17 protein-coding genes and 1 pseudogene are annotated in these 17,683 nt (G+C 60.6%); 13 read left to right on the top strand and 5 right to left on the bottom strand.

Annotated features, from left to right (window positions below):
* Nucleotides 1-64 precede the first annotated feature (64 nt).
* Nucleotides 65-463 (top strand): hypothetical protein, encoded by a 399-nt coding sequence (locus HB630_RS26985; protein ID WP_213775770.1) that lies wholly within the window; start codon nt 65-67, stop codon nt 461-463.
* A gap of 260 nt (nt 464-723) precedes the next feature.
* Entirely contained in the window at nt 724-1,344 is a 621-nt protein-coding gene (locus HB630_RS26980) for a hypothetical protein (RefSeq protein WP_213775769.1), read from the top strand.
* A gap of 224 nt (nt 1,345-1,568) precedes the next feature.
* Here HB630_RS26980 and HB630_RS26975 read toward each other — a convergent pair whose 3' ends face one another.
* From HB630_RS26975 to HB630_RS26965, 3 genes are all read right to left on the bottom strand, one after another.
* The gene (locus tag HB630_RS26975) at nt 1,569-2,426 is read right to left on the bottom strand and encodes a hypothetical protein (RefSeq protein WP_213775768.1); all 858 of its coding nucleotides are present in this window, start codon (nt 2,424-2,426) and stop codon (nt 1,569-1,571) included.
* Nucleotides 2,427-2,635: 209 nt separating this feature from the next.
* Complete coding sequence (locus tag HB630_RS26970) at nt 2,636-3,142, bottom strand: hypothetical protein (RefSeq protein ID WP_213775767.1); 507 nt, start codon at nt 3,140-3,142, stop codon at nt 2,636-2,638.
* Between the two features lie 504 nt (nt 3,143-3,646).
* On the bottom strand, nt 3,647-5,071 hold the full coding sequence (locus HB630_RS26965) for an aldehyde dehydrogenase family protein (RefSeq protein WP_213775766.1): 1,425 nt from the start codon (nt 5,069-5,071) through the stop codon (nt 3,647-3,649).
* 105 nt (nt 5,072-5,176) lie between these two features.
* Here HB630_RS26965 and HB630_RS26960 point away from each other — a divergent pair, with 105 nt between their 5' ends.
* Nucleotides 5,177-6,067, top strand: coding sequence for a LysR family transcriptional regulator (locus tag HB630_RS26960; RefSeq protein ID WP_213775765.1), 891 nt, complete (start codon nt 5,177-5,179; stop codon nt 6,065-6,067).
* A gap of 615 nt (nt 6,068-6,682) precedes the next feature.
* On the opposite strand, the gene HB630_RS26955 is transcribed toward HB630_RS26960, so the two are convergent.
* A complete protein-coding gene (locus HB630_RS26955; RefSeq protein ID WP_213775764.1) occupies nt 6,683-7,588 on the bottom strand; it encodes a LysR family transcriptional regulator in 906 nt (301 codons plus the stop codon).
* A gap of 249 nt (nt 7,589-7,837) precedes the next feature.
* On the opposite strand from HB630_RS26955, the gene HB630_RS26950 reads away from it, so the two are divergent.
* The 4 genes from HB630_RS26950 (at nt 7,838) to HB630_RS26935 (ending at nt 13,936) form a co-directional block, all read left to right on the top strand.
* Entirely contained in the window at nt 7,838-8,521 is a 684-nt protein-coding gene (locus tag HB630_RS26950; RefSeq protein WP_346656142.1) for a gamma-glutamylcyclotransferase, read from the top strand.
* 320 nt (nt 8,522-8,841) lie between these two features.
* Nucleotides 8,842-9,918: an efflux RND transporter periplasmic adaptor subunit gene (locus tag HB630_RS26945; protein ID WP_213775763.1), complete on the top strand. Its 1,077-nt coding sequence runs from the start codon at nt 8,842-8,844 to the stop codon at nt 9,916-9,918.
* Nucleotides 9,915-13,085, top strand: coding sequence for a multidrug efflux RND transporter permease subunit (locus HB630_RS26940; RefSeq protein ID WP_213775762.1), 3,171 nt, complete (start codon nt 9,915-9,917; stop codon nt 13,083-13,085). Before HB630_RS26945 ends, HB630_RS26940 begins: the two co-directional genes overlap by 4 nt.
* Before the next feature lie 209 nt (nt 13,086-13,294).
* A complete protein-coding gene (locus tag HB630_RS26935) occupies nt 13,295-13,936 on the top strand; it encodes a glutathione S-transferase C-terminal domain-containing protein (RefSeq protein WP_213775761.1) in 642 nt (213 codons plus the stop codon).
* A gap of 319 nt (nt 13,937-14,255) precedes the next feature.
* On the opposite strand, the gene HB630_RS26930 is transcribed toward HB630_RS26935, so the two are convergent.
* Nucleotides 14,256-14,942 (bottom strand): Crp/Fnr family transcriptional regulator, encoded by a 687-nt coding sequence (locus HB630_RS26930; RefSeq protein WP_213775760.1) that lies wholly within the window; start codon nt 14,940-14,942, stop codon nt 14,256-14,258.
* 180 nt (nt 14,943-15,122) lie between these two features.
* Between HB630_RS26930 and HB630_RS28720 the strand changes: the two are divergent.
* The 6 genes and pseudogenes from HB630_RS28720 to HB630_RS26905 all read left to right on the top strand — a co-directional run.
* Nucleotides 15,123-15,317, top strand: a pseudogene (locus HB630_RS28720) (LysR substrate-binding domain-containing protein); the annotation flags it as partial.
* A 52-nt stretch (nt 15,318-15,369) separates the two neighbouring features.
* Nucleotides 15,370-15,762 carry a LysR substrate-binding domain-containing protein gene (locus HB630_RS28715; RefSeq protein WP_276571649.1) on the top strand — a complete coding sequence of 131 codons (393 nt, stop codon included), beginning with the start codon at nt 15,370-15,372 and terminating at the stop codon, nt 15,760-15,762.
* Nucleotides 15,763-15,906: 144 nt separating this feature from the next.
* A complete protein-coding gene (locus HB630_RS26920; RefSeq protein ID WP_213775759.1) occupies nt 15,907-16,203 on the top strand; it encodes a type II toxin-antitoxin system RelE/ParE family toxin in 297 nt (98 codons plus the stop codon).
* Nucleotides 16,204-16,215: 12 nt separating this feature from the next.
* Nucleotides 16,216-16,521 (top strand): HigA family addiction module antitoxin, encoded by a 306-nt coding sequence (locus tag HB630_RS26915; RefSeq protein ID WP_213775758.1) that lies wholly within the window; start codon nt 16,216-16,218, stop codon nt 16,519-16,521.
* A gap of 205 nt (nt 16,522-16,726) precedes the next feature.
* Entirely contained in the window at nt 16,727-16,972 is a 246-nt protein-coding gene (locus HB630_RS26910) for a hypothetical protein (protein ID WP_213775757.1), read from the top strand.
* A gap of 21 nt (nt 16,973-16,993) precedes the next feature.
* Nucleotides 16,994-17,683: recombinase family protein (locus HB630_RS26905; RefSeq protein ID WP_213775756.1), on the top strand; the 690-nt coding region annotated here is incomplete at its 3' end.

The following is a 17,683-nucleotide window of genomic DNA, read 5'->3' as shown; positions in this document are numbered from 1 at the left end:
GGGAGCTTGCAAAACTGACTTACATACATTGCAGATATTACAATTATTACAGATGGAGAGTGTCATGGATGACGCGGTGACAAAGTTCAAGGTCGAGGCAGCGGAGCGCGAACAGGCCAAACAGGGCGCGAGCTTCCTGGAGCGAGCTTCCATGCTCCCACATGGCGGGCTGTTCCTCACTAAGGCTAACGGCGAACGGGTCCTGGCCGAAATGCCCGCCTCGTTGCTTCGCGCGATGCAAAGCGTACTGGCAACTATCGCCGAGACGGGGTCGGAACGCACCGAAGGATCCGTGCGACCGACGTTGCCAAGCTCAAACAGTTCGAGGACAGTCGCCGGACTTTCGCGGCGGCCTTGTCGGCCGACACGGAATATCTCGAAGAAAACTATGCCAAGCCGGGTCAAAGCACTACTTGACGCCAACGTCCTTTACTCGAACCACTTGCGCAACCTGCTCCTATAGTTGGCGCAGAACGATGTATTCGACGCAAAGTGTGGAGCGAACTCATCCAAGACGAGTGGCTAAGCGAATAGCTTTGTGCTGGCAGTCATCGCCCCGATGTGGCGCTTTGCTTCGCTGTAATGGGCCGCTGGGTCACGGCTCCAAGCACGATGCCTATTAGACCTATGTCCAATCGGAAAGCCCGGCACCGAGGCCCAGCCATCGGGTGGGTTGGGGTTTCTGATTAGCGCCTCGGCGGGTCGTTCTGAAAGATTGGATCGATGAAAGAAGAAGACTCATTCCTCCGACAGCACTTCAAATACTATCAGGAGTGGGATCACTGGCTCGAAAAAGCGAAGAAGCTGAAGCGCGCGTCACTGATTCTGTACAACGCGGACCTTCCTGACCTTCAGCTTTACGACCAAGCTTACAAAAAAGCGTTGGAGGAGATTGGAGAAGAGAGCAAGGCGCCGGTACGCCACCGACACCCAGACATGCTTCCTGCCTTCAGCATGTTCGGCTCCGCCTTGGAGAACCTGTTCAAGGCGGTGATGGTCCACAAGGACCCCGACCTGATCGGTGCCGACAAACTTTCGCAGGACCTGAAGAGCCACGATCTGGTGCATCTGGCGGGAGAGGCTGGGGTGGCACTCAGCGAGCCGGAAACTAGACTCCTGGCGTGGCTGTCGGAGGTCGTGATCTGGAAGGCTAGGTATTCGGTCCCGACGAATCTGAAGTTCGGGGACAGGTTCTTCCACCGCCTCGACAACATCAGCCTGACCGACGCGGAGGCCTGCAGGAATGCCATCGATGAACTTTTCGCCCGGATACCGAACATGCTCCCGGACCCGCCCGCAAAGTCTATAGAGGGGTTCGACTTGCTGGTGGTTTGGAAGGAATAGAACCGCTTCGATGGTTTTCCGATGAGCTGGAGCTGTCGCCGTTTCTCAAAGCTCTTGATGTTGTGCGACACAAGTCGACGCGGGAAGGGTGGTGCTACCAGCACGTCAGGCGATCATCGTGGCGACCGACCAGTATGCGGAAGCTGCCACGGGAAATCGGGATTATTTTCTGAACAAACCCGTGTCGATCAGCGGCAGCAGAAGCGCCGGCGACGTGCGGTAGGTTATTGTTCTGGCCTATGACCGGTCAAAGCTATGAACCGCTCAATGAACAGCCGGACCTCTTCTCGAATCTCCTCGTCCAAGAGAGAAAGGGTGGCGAGCACAGCACCCCAGCTTTTTGCTCGTAAGTAGTTGTTCCGGACAAAAGCCGACTGAATGCCAATGACCCGAAGAGGGACTTCAGCCGACCAAAAGCTGTGAGATGCCAAACCGCGACGCCGATATGCCCACACAGAGCAGCCGCTCATGCCGCCGACATGAACGCTGGATATGTTTTCGCCTGTGTACTCGTTTATAGCGTCCTGGTATTCGATGAAAAAATCTATGCCCTTTGTGAGCGGGTCTGATGAGTGCTCGACCTCGGGCGGAACGCCATCGCGGTACTTCTGCCTGACAATGAAAATTTTGCCGTGAAGGTTGGCGTCCTCGAACTTCGTTCGGGCGGACGGATAGCCAGCCAGCAAAACAGCATCGGCTGATAAGTCTGGTAACCAAACGTTTTTGAGCGTGAGGAATCGCCAATTCACATCTAGCATGGCGCTGACGGCTGGGTCCTTCAGTTCAATAACGCAAACGTCTAAAGCGGCATCCGAAGGTTTCACGTAATCGGCCACACCAATGGTGTGAATCGTTCCCTTGCGAGGGTGGGTCGGAAAGGCCCAGTTCTCAGGATGATAGCTTTCCATGGTGTGGGCAGCGGTGATCAGAAAAGACCTGCCGGCGATCTTGAACAGCGTTCCAGTCGCGATTATCCCGAATTTGTCACCCTCCTGAATTAGAATTGGCAGGGTGGCATGAATGAAGAAGTCGTGGATCGCCGCCTTTTCGGACTCGTCCGCGCCTATCGAATCGAAATCCATGCTTGCCCCCTAAAGGCACAAAACTATCTGGTTAGGTCAGTTCTCGCTAGAGTTGAGTTGGCGCCATGCGGTGAGCGCGGCGTCTATCTTTTTGCGGAAGCGATACGCTGCTTGCGCGTCTAAACCACCGGGCTCTTCTTCCGACAAGATGAGCCCATCGATGTATCTCGGGGGCTGCGCCAAAGCTCGTTTAAGGGCCCGCGGAAGGCCTAAAACGGTGATCGATGTTCGCTTACCTTCTCGCCTTCTTGGTAGACTTCGAGGAGGTACTCGGCGTCCTCCGTGTTCAGTTCAAGGAACAGGCCCAGGTGATAACCGTAAACGTGATCTTGCCGCCTTGAGAGCCTGCGGGCAGCGTCGCGAGGACGGGTGAGGGCGACCAGTCTCATGCGATCGGCATTCTTCGACGCCGTCGGGTGAATTTTCTTCTTCATCTCGATCGCTATCAGGTTGTCGTCCCGTTGGCCGCGGCTGTGCAGGATGAGGTTGCACGTAATGATGTTGAATTCTGTCGGGCTGTGCCTGATGCGTTTAATGTCCCCCAGGTTTCGGTTGTATTCGGTGTCGGTGTAGTAGTCGGTCAGTTCATACCTAAGCCGCGCGGCGTCCAGGTACAGCATCAGTCGGCCGCAGAGGTTGCGCTCCGATATATTGGCAATGATGTTGTTTCGCTCCCTTCCCAGGAATTCATGGAGGGCTTCCTCGAAGAGCTTCATTAACATTTGCTTTAAACCGATTGTTAAGATTTGGCCCGGGTTGAATTGTCCGATTTCGATTCGTTCTTTGAGAACGGAGCGGAATCAGACGGGGAACGCTTCCAGACATCCCAAAATGCTGCAGCACTATTGCGCTGCTCGTTGCGCTCGAAATCCATGTTTGTCTGATTGCAGCGGAGCATCAGCGCAAGCTGGTGAAGCTGCCGCGTGGTCTCCTCGGATGTATCGAACAACTGAGAGATAAGCGACTTAGGTATCGCGAGGTCCAAAAACGGGAGGTGAGCCAGCTCCTTGTTGCGAAGGTGCATGACCTGCTTGAGAGTAGGGCTTCTCGTCCATACCTCCCAAATGAGCCGCCACTCTTTCACCTCTTCGGGACGAACACCTGCGGGGTTAAGTTCAACGACATCTGCCTCGTCGGCCAGGATCTACGTGCGAGCGCTTATGATTGAGGGTGCAATACGATAGGTGAATGCCGATCGGCGGACCCGCCAGCCCTCCCGATCAAGCTGCGCGCAGACCGAGGAGGGATTTGGGTTCGAGAAACGCCTCCAGTCCGAATGTGCCGTATTCCCGTCCGATCCCGGACTGCTTGAAGCCGCCAAAAGGCGCCATCGGCTCGTGCGCATAGGTGTTGATCAGCACGCGGCCGGCGACGATCCGGCTCGCTACCCGTCGCGCCCGATCCTCGTCGGTCGACATCACGTACGCCTGCAGGCCGTAGACCGTGTCGTTGGCAATGGCGATCGCCTCGGCTTCGTCGACATAGGCGATGATCGATAGCACCGGGCCGAAAATCTCCTCGCGCGCGATGGTCATGTCGTTGCGGACGCCGGTGAACAGGGTCGGCCGTACAAACCAGCCGTCGAGTCCGTCCGGCTTGCCGGGGCCGCCGGCGAGCAATGTCGCGCCTTCATCGATGCCGATGCGAATATACCGCTGTACCCGGTCCCACTGTTTTTGGCTGACCATCGGACCGACCGCGGTTGCCGGATCGCGGGGATCGCCGACCCTGACATTCTCGACCGCCGCCTTCGCCAGCACCTCGAATTCCGCCAAGCGACTCCGGGGTACGAGAACGCGAGTGCCAGCGATGCAGGCTTGTCCGCTGTTGCCGAAGCCGACGCCAACGGCGAGCGGGATCGCCTGTGTGAAGTCTGCGTCGTCCAGGATGAGGCTTGGTGACTTGCCGCCAAGTTCGAGCGTGACCCTCTTCATCGTTTCCGCGCCGGCGCGCAGGATTGATTTTCCCACCGCGGTCGAGCCGGTGAACGAGATCTTCGCCACGTCCGGATGGCTGCTGATTTCCGCGCCGACCACCTCGCCGCGGCCAGTGACGATGTTGAAGACCCCCTTTGGCAAACCTGCCTCGTGCAACGCTTCGGTCACGATCTGCGTCTGCATCGCGCTCATCTCGCTCGGCTTGATGACCGCCGTGCAGCCTGCGGCGATCGCGGCTGCGAGTTTGCCGCAGATGAAGCCTGCGTTGCTGTTCCAGGGCGTAATGAGCCCAGCGACGCCGAGCGGCTCCATCACGACCTCAGCGATGCCGATACGGCGGACAAAATCATATTCCTCCAGCACGCGTGCCGCATCGAGCAGGACGCTCGCCGGATGATCGGCCATGAAGGCGACACGGGCCGTGGGTGCGCCATATTCCTCGATGATCGCCTCCAGCAGATCGTCGCGTCTGGCCTTCAAGGCGTCGTGCATGCGGCGGAGCAGGGCGATCCGCTCGATCTTGCTCGTGCGGGAGAAGGTGGGGAAAGCCTCCTTTGCGGCCGCGATCGCCGCGCGGGCGTCCTCCGCGTCGGCGAGCCGGACCCGGCCGATGACCTGCGCGGTCGCCGGGTTGTGAAGATCGAACCAATCCGTCCCATGCGGGGTGACGAACGCGCCGTCGATATAGACCTTGTCGATGATGTTCATTTTGCTCTCCCGGCGGCACGAAGGTGGACTGATCGGGAGATAGAGGGTGTCCATTGCCCCGATAAGCTGTATAAAACGGCATGAAATGGTGCAAAGATCAGGACAATGAGGTCGTCCGGACTGGTCGAACTTGATGCTGTGCTGGCGGTGGCGCGCCACCGCGGCTTCCGCACGGCCGCGATCGAGCTCGACATGTCGCGTTCGGCGCTCAGCCACGCCGTTGCGGCGCTGGAGGCGAAGCTCGGTGTCCGGCTGTTCCACCGCACCACGCGGAGTGTTTCTCTGACGCAAGCCGGTGAGCAGTTCGTTGCCGGAGTAGCTCCGGCGCTCAGCCAGATTCGCGAAGCGATGGAACAGGCCGGAAGCCATCGCGACACGCCCGCCGGCACATTACGTCTCAACACATCGACCGGCGCCGCGCGGCAGATGATGGAGCCGATCATCCTTGAGTATCTGCGTCGCTATCCCGACATGACGGTGGACATCGTCACCGAGAACCGGCTGATCGATATCGTCGTCGACGGCTTCGATGCGGGCTTTCGCTTGGCCGAACTGGTGCCGCAGGACATGATTGCCGTGCCTGTCGGCCCTAAGTTGCGTTTCGCCGTGGTGGGATCCCCGGTCTATTTCGAAAACCACCAGCAACCCAACACCCCAGCGGATCTTTTGCAGCATCGCTGCATCCGGATGCGGCTGCCGAGCGGCGCCATCTATCATTGGGAATTCGAGCGGCACGGTGAGGAGGCCGCGATCGACGTGAACGGCCCGCTGATCCTCGACGAGCCGCACCTAATGCTGGAGGCGGCACGTGCTGGCGTCGCTCTCGCCTATCTCAGCGAATGGAACGTCGCCCCCGATCTGGCGAGCGGCGCGTTGGTGCGCGTGCTCGAAGATTGGACACCACCTTTCCCCGGTCTGTGTCTGTATTATTCCGGGCGCCGGCATGTGCCGGCCGGGCTGCGTGCGCTGATCGACTTGATTCGTGAGCGCTATTGATCTGTTCGAGATGGTTGCTCTGATGAGGGCTGCGCATCGACAAGTTAATTAGCGAGCCAGCGCCATCATTGATCCGCGCTTGCGCCGGTTCTGAGAGGCGCCCGATCTTCAGCTCTCAGGCTGGTCGCAGAGTGCGAAAGCCGCCGTTTGTTCATAGGCCTCGGATCGGTCCGCCGATCGGCATCAAGGGTAAGAGGTCTGCTTGGCGCCTGAAATTGGACCGACGGAAGCTGACTTGCTTCGAGTGCCTATGCTTGGCTCGTGGTTCCCGGCTGGCTCCAACCCCAACGATGCAGACCGAACTGCGGGATATATCCTGGATATCCTTTTGAATGGGATCCGGCGTCAAGCAAGGTGAAATGGAATAGCTTAAGATGTGTATGCTACCGCGCTGTGGCGAGTTGAGCTGTCTGCCGCTAACGCCTAATCGAACTGTGGCGCCTTCCTCGCTGCGCCGAACGGGGTAGCCATGAGTTCGATAGCATCATGTCTGCTGCGGGGAGATCCAGGGCGCGGGCCTTCGAGCGAACCAAGGCAACGACGGGATGGTCTTTCGCCGGGCGTCGCGGACGATCAGCCGTCCGGTTCCGCCCGTTGCACCCAAAACAAAAACCTTCAAAGCTGCCTTCTGAAGAATTCCACGAGATGGTCGAGAACGACGCGGGTCCTCGGCGGCATACCGCGTCCGGCCGGTATCAATGCATGGACGGGCGGGCCGTCCACGTCGGCCTGCGTCAGAACGGGCTCCAACTCACCGGCGTCGACGTGAGGCGCGGCCACGCGATCGAAGATCTGAGCGATACCCAGGCCAGCGATGGCGGCGTCGATAAATGCGCGTCCGTCCCCCGTGATCAGACTTGCTGGCGGCGTGGTATCGAACACGCGCGCGCCGTCGGTCACCGTCCATGGCCTTGTCTTGCCCGAGCCCGCCCGGAAGACGATCGCTTCCTGTCCTGTCAGGTCGTCGATCGAGACGAGCGGTGCGTGGCTCGCGAGATAGGCTGACGATGCATAGAGCCCGAGACGCATGTCGCACAGCTTCCGGACGGTCATTTCGCCTTCCGCAGGCAGCACGCCGGCACGGACGACGATGTCCCAACCGTCCTTGACCGGATCTGATTGACGATCGCTCAGATTCAGTTCGATCGTGACCTTCGGATACCGCTGCCGGATGCGATGGAAGGTCGGCAGCAGAAGGCGCCCGAAGCCGATCGGAACGTCGAGCCTTACTCGGCCGACGGGTTCGTCGCGGCGGGCGGAAAGTGCCGTTTCCGCTTCGCTCAATCCGTCGAGCGCGGCGCGGGCGGCATCGAGATAGAGTTCGCCGTCCTCGGTCAGGCGTACCGCCCGGGTCGTCCGCTGCAGCAGTCGGGTCCCGAGCCGGGCCTCCAGTCGCTGCACGGCCTTGCCGACGTTGGACTTGCTGGTGCCAAGCTTTTCGGCGGCCTTGGTAAAGCTGGCGTTCTGGGCGACGGCCACGAACGTCGCTATATCGTTGATGGGAAGCTCGGTGAGCGCCATCTGTCATCTCCTCGGCGACAAAACGCTGATTTGGCCCTAACTATCGCTTGAAAGCTGTCATTTCCACTCTCCAGCGACTTCGGTCGCGCAGCCTGTTATGTGCCAAGGCGCCATAAGTAATAGGAATTACTAAGTTATTTCCGATTTACCAAGATTGTCTTCTTATTGGAGACAATCCGTCTCCCGTGGCACTGTTTATCTTCGGCGCACCTTCGATCATATCGGCGGCCTGTAACTACGGAGGCCGTTGTGAAACTGGATTTCCTGACCCGTGACCTGATCGATGCCGGTGCGATCGACGCCATGGTCGCGCGCGACGCGCCGACCGTGCGGATCCTTTCGGATGCCGAGCGCAGAGAGTCTCTGCTCCGGACGCTCGCGGCGAAGCCGCAGGACGATGTCTGGCTGTTCGGCTATGGCTCCCTGATCTGGAATCCAACGGTCCATTTCGTCGAGCGCCGGGTCGCGCGGGTGATGGGATGGCATCGCGCCTTCTGCCTGTCGACGCCGGCGGGCCGCGGCTCGGTTGACAATCCGGGTCTCGTCCTCGGCCTCGACGCAGGAAGACACTGCGATGGCGTCGCGTTCCGGATATCTGGAGAGATCGTCGAGCCCGAACTCGCCATGCTTTGGAAACGCGAAATGCTTTCGGCTTCTTACGTGCCGCGCTGGCTCGATCTTCTTGATGAGCACGGTGTGCGCTTCGGTTGCGCTATCGCTTTCACGATCGATCCTGCCTCCGAAAACTACGCCGGCGGCCTCGAGCGAGAACAGGTGGTCCGCCGCCTGGCCACCGCCTCCGGAGCGCTCGGGACCTCCGCGGACTATCTATTCCGGACCTCCGAGGGCCTGCAAGATCATGGCATTCACGACGAGGATATCGAACGGCTCCGGACCGAGGTGGCTGCCGCCCAAGCAAAGCGGGAGATCTGAGCCATGCGGTGGACGCGTTTCATCAGGACCGCCGATAGCGGGCATGCCGATTGGGTGGCCAGCCTCAAGAAGTCATGCCGCCCTAGCCTGATTATCTAGGGCGACCCGCCCGGTAGGGCCGCCCCGCCTCGAACCACTACGGAAGACCAAACACATCGATACCCGACGTCCGTCCGGACGCTGGTCCCACTCGCTCGCGTCAAATTCATACGAAGGTTTCGATCATGTCCCACGCACGCTTTCTGACGAGAATCTCGGCGGCCAGCCTCGTCGCGCTGATACTTGCCGCCTGCAGTCCCGACGCCGCAACACCGTCAGCCATGCCGACCGTCTCGGCGAGCACGCCGCTTCTGAAGGAGGTGACCGGACGGGACACGTTCACCGGCCGCCTGGAAGCGGTTGACACCGTCGAGGTGCGCCCGCGCGTGAACGGGTACGTCGAACAGGTCGTCTTCCGCGACGGCGACTACGTTCACAAGGGCGACCTCCTGTTCGTCATCGACCCGCGCCCCTATGAGGCCGCGACAAAGCAGGCCGAGGGCCAACTTGCGCAGGCAAAGGCTCAGCTTGTGTTGGCCAATAAAGAGTTGGATCGCGCCAAGTCGCTGATCACGACGCAAGCGATCGCCACCAACGTTCTCGATCAGCGATCGGAGAGCCAGCAGGGGGCGGAAGCCGCCGTCGAAGTCGCATCCGCGGTGCTGGTTCGTGCCAAGCTCGATCTCGACTTCACGCAAGTGCGGGCACCTATTACGGGGCGCATCAGCCGCAAGCTCGTCAGCGAAGGCAATCTGGTCGCCGGCGGCGATTCGAACGCCACCTTGCTGACGACCATCGTCTCGCTCGATACCATCGACGCCTATTTCGACATCGACGAGCAGAGTTTCCTGCGCTACGGGCGCGCCGGCAAGGAGGGCAGCCAGGCCAGCGCATTTGAAGCCGTCGGCGAAGTCGGTATCCATTTGCCCGGCGAAGCAGGCCCGCGCTTCACCGGCAGGCTGAACTTCACCGAGAATCGCCTCGACGCGTCAACCGGGACGCTGCGCCTGCGGGCCCGCATCGCCAATCCGGGCCACGTGCTCATGCCCGGCCAATTCGTGCGCGTCTCGCTCGCGGCCGAACCGGCGCATCAGGCCGTTCTGGTGCCGGCCACGGCTGTGGCCAGCGATTCTTCTCAGCAGGTTCTGTTCGTCGTCGGCGCCGACGACCGCGTTGCCGCGCGTCCCGTCGAGCTCGGGCGCATGTTCGGAAAGATGCGCGAGGTCACGCGCGGCCTGGAGTCCACCGACCGCGTCGTGGTCTCCGGCATTCAGCGCGTGCAAGCCGGGACCAAAGTCACCGTCCGCATGGAAACCATCAAGCCTGAACAGTTCGCCTCGAAGGGAGACGTGTTATGAATCTCGGTCAACTCTCGGTCCGCCAGCCGATCTTCGCCATCGTTCTATCGATTGTCACGGTGATCGTCGGCGGCATCGCCTACTTCACGCTTCCCGTCACGGAGTATCCCGACGTCGTCCCGCCGACCGTCGTGGTCTCCACGATGTATCCGGGCGCTTCCGCGCAGACCGTCGCCGACACCATGGCGACGCCGATCGAGCAGGAAGTCAACGGCGTCGAGGACATGCTCTACATGTACAGTCAGGCCACCTCGGACGGCGGCCTGACCCTGACCGTGACCTTCAAGCCAGGCACCAATCTCGACAAGGCACAGGTCCTCGTCCAGAATCGCGTCGCGCTGGCCGTGCCGCGTCTGCCGCAGCCGGTGCAGCGGAACGGCATCTCGGTGAAGAAGTCCTCGCCGACCATCCTCAGCGGCGTTTTCCTGTTCTCTCCTGACGGAAGCTACGATCAGCTCTACGTCTCGAACTACGCGCTGCGCGCCGTCGTCGACGTCCTGAAGCGCGTCGACGGCGTCGGCGATATCCAGCTGTTCGGCGTCCGCGAATATTCCATGCGCATCTGGCTCGATCCGGACCGCGCAGCTTCCTTCGGGATCACGCCGTCCGATATCACCAAGGCCATCAACGCCCAGAGCACGCAGGTCGCCGGCGGCGTCGTCGCGGAGCCGCCGGTCACGGATCAGGCGTTCCAGTCGACGCTGATCTTCGAGGGCCGCATGAAAAAGCCGGCGGAGTTCGGCAACATCATCGTCAAGGCGGATGGCGGGCATGTGGTCCGGCTGAAGGACATTGCCCGGGTCGAACTCGGCGCGCTGACCTATTCGACCGGCGGCTACCTCGGAGACAAGCCCGCGGTCGCGCTCGCCGCGCTGCAGCGTCCCGGCGCCAACGCCTTGGCGACCCAGGACGAGATCGCCAAGACCATGGCCGAACTTGCGAAGGACTTCCCGAAGGGCATCCAGTACGAAATCGGCTACAACCCGACCGGCTTCATCGCCGACAGCATCCACGAACTGGTGAAGACCATCTATGAGGCGATGGTTCTGGTCGTGGTGGTGGTCGTGGTCTTCCTGCAGGGCTGGCGGCCGTCGATCATTCCGATCCTGGCCATACCGGTGTCGCTGATCGGAACCATGGCCGTCATGGCGGCGTTCGGCTTCTCCATCAACAACCTCAGCCTGTTCGGCCTGGTTCTGGCGGTGGGCGTGGTCGTCGACGACGCCATCGTCGTGGTCGAGAACGTCGAGCGGCATCTGTCGGAAGGCAAAAGTGCGCGGGAGGCGACCCTGCTGACCATGCGCGAGGTCGGCGGCGCGCTGGTCGCCATTGCGCTGGTGTTGGCGTCGGTGTTCGTGCCGACGGCGTTCGTGCCCGGCCTGTCCGGCCAGTTCTTCCGGCAGTTCGGCATCACCATCGCGGTCGCGACCGTGATCTCGCTGTTCAACTCCTTCACGCTGTCGCCCGCCCTAGCATCGATGATGCTGAAGCGGCATGCCGGGCACGGGGAGGGCGGGGGCGTGCTGAAGCGCCTCGGTACCGCGGCCTCGGAGCGCTTCAACGCTCGTTTCGACAAGCTGTCGAAACTGTACGGTGCGCTGGTCGTACGCCTGGTGCGGCATTCCAGGGCGATGCTCGCCGTCTACGTCGCGCTGTTAGGCGCGACCGGCTACCTGTTGATCGAGAGCCCGAAAGGCTACATCCCTGCCCAGGATCGCGGCTACATCATCGCGATCCCGCAGCTTCCCGCCGGTTCCTCGCTGGAGCGCACCACCGAGGTTGCCAAGGAAGTCGGGCGTATCGCGCTCGAAATCCCGGGCGTGTCGCACCTGCCGACCTTCGCGGGCTTCTCCGGAGCGACGCAGACCATCTCGTCAAGCTCGGCCGCGGCCTACGTCGTGCTCAAGCCGTTCGAAGAGCGCATGAAGCACGGCCAGACGGCCGCGTGGATTCAGGCCGAACTGACCAGGCGCGTCGCCAATATCGACGGCGCCAACATCCTCGTCGTGCAACCGCCGCCGGTCTCCGGTATCGGCAGCGCCGGCGGCTTCTCGCTGAGGCTGGAGGACCGCGCCGGTCTTGGCACCGCCGCGCTTGCCAAGGCGACCGACGATCTCGTTGCCGCCGCCAACGCCACGTCCGGGCTCACCGGCGTCTACACCACGTTTTCGGCGGGCACGCCCCAGATCAAGGTCGATCTGGACCGCGAGCGCGCCGAGATGCTGGGCGTTCAGAGCCAGGACGTGAACGCGGCGATCGAGACCTATTTCGGGTCGAGCTACATCAACGACTTCAACATGTACGGTCGCACCTATCACGTGACCGCGCAGGCTGACCTTCCGTTCCGGAGCAGCGCCGACGATCTGACCCGCATCAAGGTCCGTAACGCCGCGGGCGATATGGTCCCGCTCGGCAACGTCGCCACGATGCGCGATATCTTCGGCGCGGATCGCGTGCCACGCTACAATCTGCTCCCCGCGACCGAGATCAATGGCGACACATTACCGGGAATGGGGGCCGCCTATGGCGTCGCCAAGATGGAGGAACTGGCGAAGAAGATCCTGCCGGCCGGCATCAGCTTCGAGTGGACGGACCTGAGCTATCAGCAGACCACGACGGGCAATTTGGGACTCTTGATCTTCCCGCTCTCTGTCATGTTCGTGTACCTCGTTCTGGCCGCGCAGTACGCAAGTTGGAGCCTGCCACTCTCGATCCTGCTGATCGTGCCGATGGTTCTCCTGACCGGTTCGGCCGGCGTCCGGATGCTCGGCGGAGATATCAACATCCTGACCCAGATCGGCTTCATCGTCCTGGTCGGTCTCGCCGCCAAGAACGCGATCCTGATCGTCGAGGTCGCACGCCAGCTTGAAGACGCCGGCAACGGCATGGTGCAGGCCATCGTGAAGGCGGCGCGGCTGCGGCTCCGCCCGATCCTGATGACGTCCTTTGCATTCATCCTGGGCGTGTTGCCGCTCGTCACCTCGAGCGGACCAGGCGCGGAAATGCGTCAGGCGATGGGGATCGCCGTCTTCTTCGGCATGCTCGGCGTGACGCTGTTCGGCCTTCTGTTCACGCCGGTGTTCTATGTCGTCGTGCGTCGCCTGTCGGGTGCCAAGGCGAAGCGTATCCGCGCGGCCCCTCCGGAGCGACTGGCGCTCGCGGCTTGAACTTTCGAGCGACCGCCGCCCCCGTCCGCTGTGCATCGGCGGGCGGGCGCTTTTTTTGGTGAGTAGGATAGGGGCACCCGACCGCAGGACGTCCGAGAAAAAGCCGTCGAAATTGTATCCTTCAAGGAGACACTCCTCCGCCCAGCCCGCCATTTATCGCTCCTCAAGGTCCAGATAGGTTCCGATCATCCGAACGAAAGGAACCCACTATGAAACTCTACATCGCACAGGCAACCTGCTCCCTCGCCGCTCAGCTCGTCGCGAACGAACTCGCTCTGTCCCCCGAACTGGTCCACTTCGACGTCCACAACAGGACCACATCGAACGGTCAGTCATTCACCGAAGTGAACCCGTTGGCCTACGTGCCGGTCCTCGAACTGGACAACGATGCATCCGATCGCCTGACGGAGACCATCGTCGTCACGTCGTATCTCGCCGACCAGCATCCCGAATCTGGGCTGATCCCAGCCGCCGGCACGCTCGAGCGCGCGAAATTCGACCAGCTTCTCGTCTACCTCGCGACGGAGATCGCGCAGAAGCACATCCCCCTGATGCGCAAGCTGCTCACCGACGAAGGTACCGAGTGGACCCGCAACAAGCTTGTGAAGGCTTACACCGAACTCGATCGGCGCCTGGCCGATGGCCGGAAATATATCACCGGCGAAAAGTTCACCGTGGCCGATGCCTATGTCTGGGCCACCATGTGGCATGAGCGGTCAGGAGTGAAGATCGACCACCTCAAGAACCTGATGGCCTACGTCGCCCGCGTCGAAGCACGTCCTTCCGCGCGGAAGGCGCTGAAGGACGAAGCCGAAATGGTTCACCTTCATCAGTCCCGCGTGGCGGCCTGAGATCGCAGTGCGCGACGGCGCAACCATCTTTGGTTCCGAAAAACGAGGCGCACCAAGGCGGACAACTGCCGATCACTCTGAATTTTTGAGGTCGCGCCCGTTCCGTTGCAGCCACCAGATCGGCGAGACGGGCTGCGCCTGCGATCGCATTTCGCAACCGCGTGCTCGCACCGATCGTCGAGATCCCATCGAAATGTCACATGAATCGCGGATCGCGCGCCTTGGTGATCCTATAGTTGCGATGTCGCGGTGCCTGGCCGTAAACGGCTCTAGCGATGGCGATTGCATGTCGAAGTTACGACCATCGTGCCGTGCCCTGTCATGTTTCCTCATCGTCGCGCCTGATCTGCGGCTGATCATGCAGAACGACGCTCAACAGCGAGCTATGAACTTTCAAAGTACCGTTGTATTCGATGAAGCCCAATTCCCGGAATTTGTTCATGAAGTGGCTGACGCGCGACCGCGTGGTGCCGATCATCTCGGCAAGCGTTTCCTGGCTGACCTTCGCAATAATCGGTTCGGGTTTGCCTTCCTTGCCGAAATTGGCCAGCAGAAGTAGCGCCCGTGCCAAGCGCTTTTCGCTCGAATTGAACAATTGATCGACCAGATCCTCTTCGACCCGAATGGTCCGGGCCAACAGGTGCGCGACGAACATCTCGGAAAATGCCGGTTCGTCGTGGAGGACGCGGATCATAGCGGTCTTTTCCACCCGCATGAGTTCGCAATCGGTCATTGCTGTCGCTGTCGCCATACGTCGGGGCTGTCCCGCCAGGCATCCTTCGCCGCAGAATTCGTCCGGCCCCAGGATCGCAACCACGGCTTCCTTGCCTTGTGCAGAACTGACGGTGACTTTGGCCTTGCCGCGCTGAATGTAGAAGACTGAATCCGCCGGATCGCCCTGCGTGAAGATCGTGTCGTTCCTTTGATATTTGGACACAGTCCGCCCACCGTCGGCCTTGGCAAGGAAAACCTTGGGATCGAACGCAGGCTCGGCTTCGCTTTTCATGATGGGGTTCTCTTTTTCTTGATCTTGGCTCGGTGCATCGATGACGCCGAAACTTGACGCTTGGTCGCATTTTAAACAATTCCGGAAGGTCTGAACGGGAAATCTCCATCGCGGCGTCTGGCGTCACCGCGGGGACACCTCAGGATCAACAGCAATATCCCGTTCGGACTGCTCCATGTGATGCCGCTGGTGCCGGCCTTTCTTGAGCAGCATCCGGGAGTCACCCTGAATATTGTTCTCTCCGACACCGTGGTCGATCTGCTTCAGGAGCGCGCCGATATCGCCATCCGCGTCGGACCGCTGCGAGAATCCAGCCTGCGCTTGCGCAAGCTCGGGACCAGTCGCATGGCGGTCGTCGCATCGCCGGATTATCTTACGCGGCACGGCACGCCGCAGCGTCCCGACGATCTCATCCGTCACAAGGGCATTGGCTGGACCTTCTTTCGGACCATCGGGGGATGGCCCGTTCCGCAGCGGGCAGGGGACCGAGGCGGTTTCCGCTCCACCGATCGCGCGCGCCAGCGACGGCGAGGCAGCAAAACTTCTCACGCTCGGCGGCATCGGGATCGCGCGGCTAGCGCTGTTCCACATCGGACAGGACATCGAGGCGGGGCGGCTCGTGCTGGTGCTGGAAGAGTTCAATCCTGGTGACCGGGAAGATATCCACGCGGTCTACCTGGGACAAGGGGGGCCGCTGCCAGCCCGTGTGCGGGCCTTCATCGACTTTCTCGGCGAACGCATCCGCGTCGGAGATCCGGCCCTGACTCTGGAAAAGAGCGGACGCTGGAGGGTGACATCGTCAGGGACTGATCGACGCTGAAAGTTCAACATCGGTTGCTTCTCAGTTCGCGGCTAGGCGAGGGCCTCCTTATGCCATTTCGCCTAGGGTCCGGCGCTGTTTCAAGATCAAAACTATTGCAAGATGTACCACGGAGTGGTACATACACTCGCGCGGAGTTGTGGTATGATCGTGAGCTTTCAGGACGAATGGCTGCGCGCCTTTTTCGTTGAGGATATCCACTCTCGAAATATCCCACCCGATCTCGAAAGCCGACTCTTTCGGAAGCTGCAGATGATTGACGACGCCGCGACCGATCAAGATTTGCGCGTGCCGCCCAGCAACCACTTTGAAAAGCTGCGCGGCAATCTGGCGGGGTTCCATTCGATCCGCGTCAACAAACAATGGCGGCTGGTCTTCCGATGGGACAGCGGTCGAGGTGAGGCAGATGGCGTTTATCTGGATGACCATAGCTACAGGTAAGGCGAAGCAAACATGCTGATGACAAAGCGCAAGCCGATCACGGTCGGCGAGATTTTGGTGGAAGAGTTTATGCAGCCTTTGGGCTTGACTCAGGCGGCTCTCGCCGAGGCGATGGGCGTACAACGCAAGCACGTCAATGAGCTGTGCAATGGGCGTCGGAATGTGACGGCATCGACGGCCCTCATCATGGCCCGGGTTTTCGGTAATAGCCCAGACTTCTGGCTGAACGTGCAGCGGCGCACTGACCTTTGGGAGGCGTTGCATAGTCCCAAGGAGCGCGAGCGGATCAAACGCGCCCGTCCGCTTAAGGCTGCCTAATGCCAACCACCTCACTGGTGCCTTTGGGAGCCGCCGCGTCCCCATTGAACTGTATTTGCACCGAAAAGCGTGCGTATTTGCACTACGCTGCCGCCGTCCTTTCTGCACGACGCTCACCGCCCGTGCGCGGCACTATCCAATCTCTCGCATTAACATATGGAGGTAATGCTTTGGATTATATAGGATATTGCGCAAGAATGGCGGCATGTCCCGAAAGGTCACTCCATGTCTCGCGCCAGAGGACAGTAAAGCCGACGATTTCGACTTCTGCGCCGAGCGAATTGAAGAGCCGCCGTCGTGCGAACGAATTTCGCGCCGGCGAAGGCAAAAATGGGCGCCGCAGATTGTCGATGACTGGCCAGAGGAAGTGCCGGTCTATGTTGAAGAGCTTGAGCTATACGAACTCTACTTCGGCGACGAATTGGACAAAATCCTCGGCTTCAAAAAGTAATCGTTCCAAGGGAGGTCTCGCATGAATGCCAATGCGGCCTCCACCTCGGTCGTCTTGGGACGTGCAGCACTTTATCTTCGCGTCTCGACCGGCCGCCAAGCCGAGCAAGATCTCTCAATTCCCGACCAGCGTCGTCAACTTCGGGCCTATTGCGCGGCGCGTGGCATCGAGGTGATAGCGGAATTCGTGGAGCCTGGCGCAACGGCAACTGACGACAAGCGGGCCGCTTTCCAACGAATGATGGATGAGGCGTCTCAGCGGCCCTCGCCGTTCGACGTCATCATCGTCCATTCATTCTCGCGCTTCTTTCGCGATCAGTTTCAACTCGAATTCTATGTGCGCCGGCTGGCTAAAAATGGCGTCAGATTGACGTCGATCACGCAAGAGTTGGGCGACGATCCGATGAGCGTGATGATGCGGCAGATTATGGCGCTATTTGATGAATATCAGTCGAAGGAGAATGCAAAGCACACGCTCCGGGCGATGAAGGAGAACGCGCGCCAAGGCTATTGGAATGGCTCGCGACCACCCTTCGGCTATAAAGTGGTTGCGGTCGAGATGCGCGGCGCCCGGACAAAGAAAAAGATCGAGCCTGACCCGACCCAGGTTGAAACAGTTCGCCTGATCTTCCGGCTTGCGCGGCTGGGCGATGGCGATGGGCCGATGGGCGTCCGGCAGATCGCCAGTTATTTGAACGACCGTGGTCTACGC

The sequence above is a fragment of the Bradyrhizobium sp. dw_78 genome, assembly GCF_018449525.1.
Classification (GTDB): domain Bacteria; phylum Pseudomonadota; class Alphaproteobacteria; order Rhizobiales; family Xanthobacteraceae; genus Bradyrhizobium.
The sequence above is the reverse complement of the archived record's forward strand: the minus strand, read 5'-3'. Positions and strand labels throughout refer to the sequence as shown.

Coding starts and splice junctions, on each gene's coding strand:
- HB630_RS26985 (WP_213775770.1), top strand. CDS start 65: ATGGATGACGCGGTGACAAAGTTCAAGGTCGAGGCAGCGGAGCGCGAA.
- HB630_RS26980 (WP_213775769.1), top strand. CDS start 724: ATGAAAGAAGAAGACTCATTCCTCCGACAGCACTTCAAATACTATCAG.
- HB630_RS26975 (WP_213775768.1), bottom strand. CDS start 2,426: ATGGATTTCGATTCGATAGGCGCGGACGAGTCCGAAAAGGCGGCGATC.
- HB630_RS26970 (WP_213775767.1), bottom strand. CDS start 3,142: ATGAAGCTCTTCGAGGAAGCCCTCCATGAATTCCTGGGAAGGGAGCGA.
- HB630_RS26965 (WP_213775766.1), bottom strand. CDS start 5,071: ATGAACATCATCGACAAGGTCTATATCGACGGCGCGTTCGTCACCCCG.
- HB630_RS26960 (WP_213775765.1), top strand. CDS start 5,177: ATGAGGTCGTCCGGACTGGTCGAACTTGATGCTGTGCTGGCGGTGGCG.
- HB630_RS26955 (WP_213775764.1), bottom strand. CDS start 7,588: ATGGCGCTCACCGAGCTTCCCATCAACGATATAGCGACGTTCGTGGCC.
- HB630_RS26945 (WP_213775763.1), top strand. CDS start 8,842: ATGCCGACCGTCTCGGCGAGCACGCCGCTTCTGAAGGAGGTGACCGGA.
- HB630_RS26940 (WP_213775762.1), top strand. CDS start 9,915: ATGAATCTCGGTCAACTCTCGGTCCGCCAGCCGATCTTCGCCATCGTT.
- HB630_RS26935 (WP_213775761.1), top strand. CDS start 13,295: ATGAAACTCTACATCGCACAGGCAACCTGCTCCCTCGCCGCTCAGCTC.
- HB630_RS26930 (WP_213775760.1), bottom strand. CDS start 14,942: ATGAAAAGCGAAGCCGAGCCTGCGTTCGATCCCAAGGTTTTCCTTGCC.
- HB630_RS26920 (WP_213775759.1), top strand. CDS start 15,907: ATGATCGTGAGCTTTCAGGACGAATGGCTGCGCGCCTTTTTCGTTGAG.
- HB630_RS26915 (WP_213775758.1), top strand. CDS start 16,216: ATGCTGATGACAAAGCGCAAGCCGATCACGGTCGGCGAGATTTTGGTG.
- HB630_RS26910 (WP_213775757.1), top strand. CDS start 16,727: ATGTCCCGAAAGGTCACTCCATGTCTCGCGCCAGAGGACAGTAAAGCC.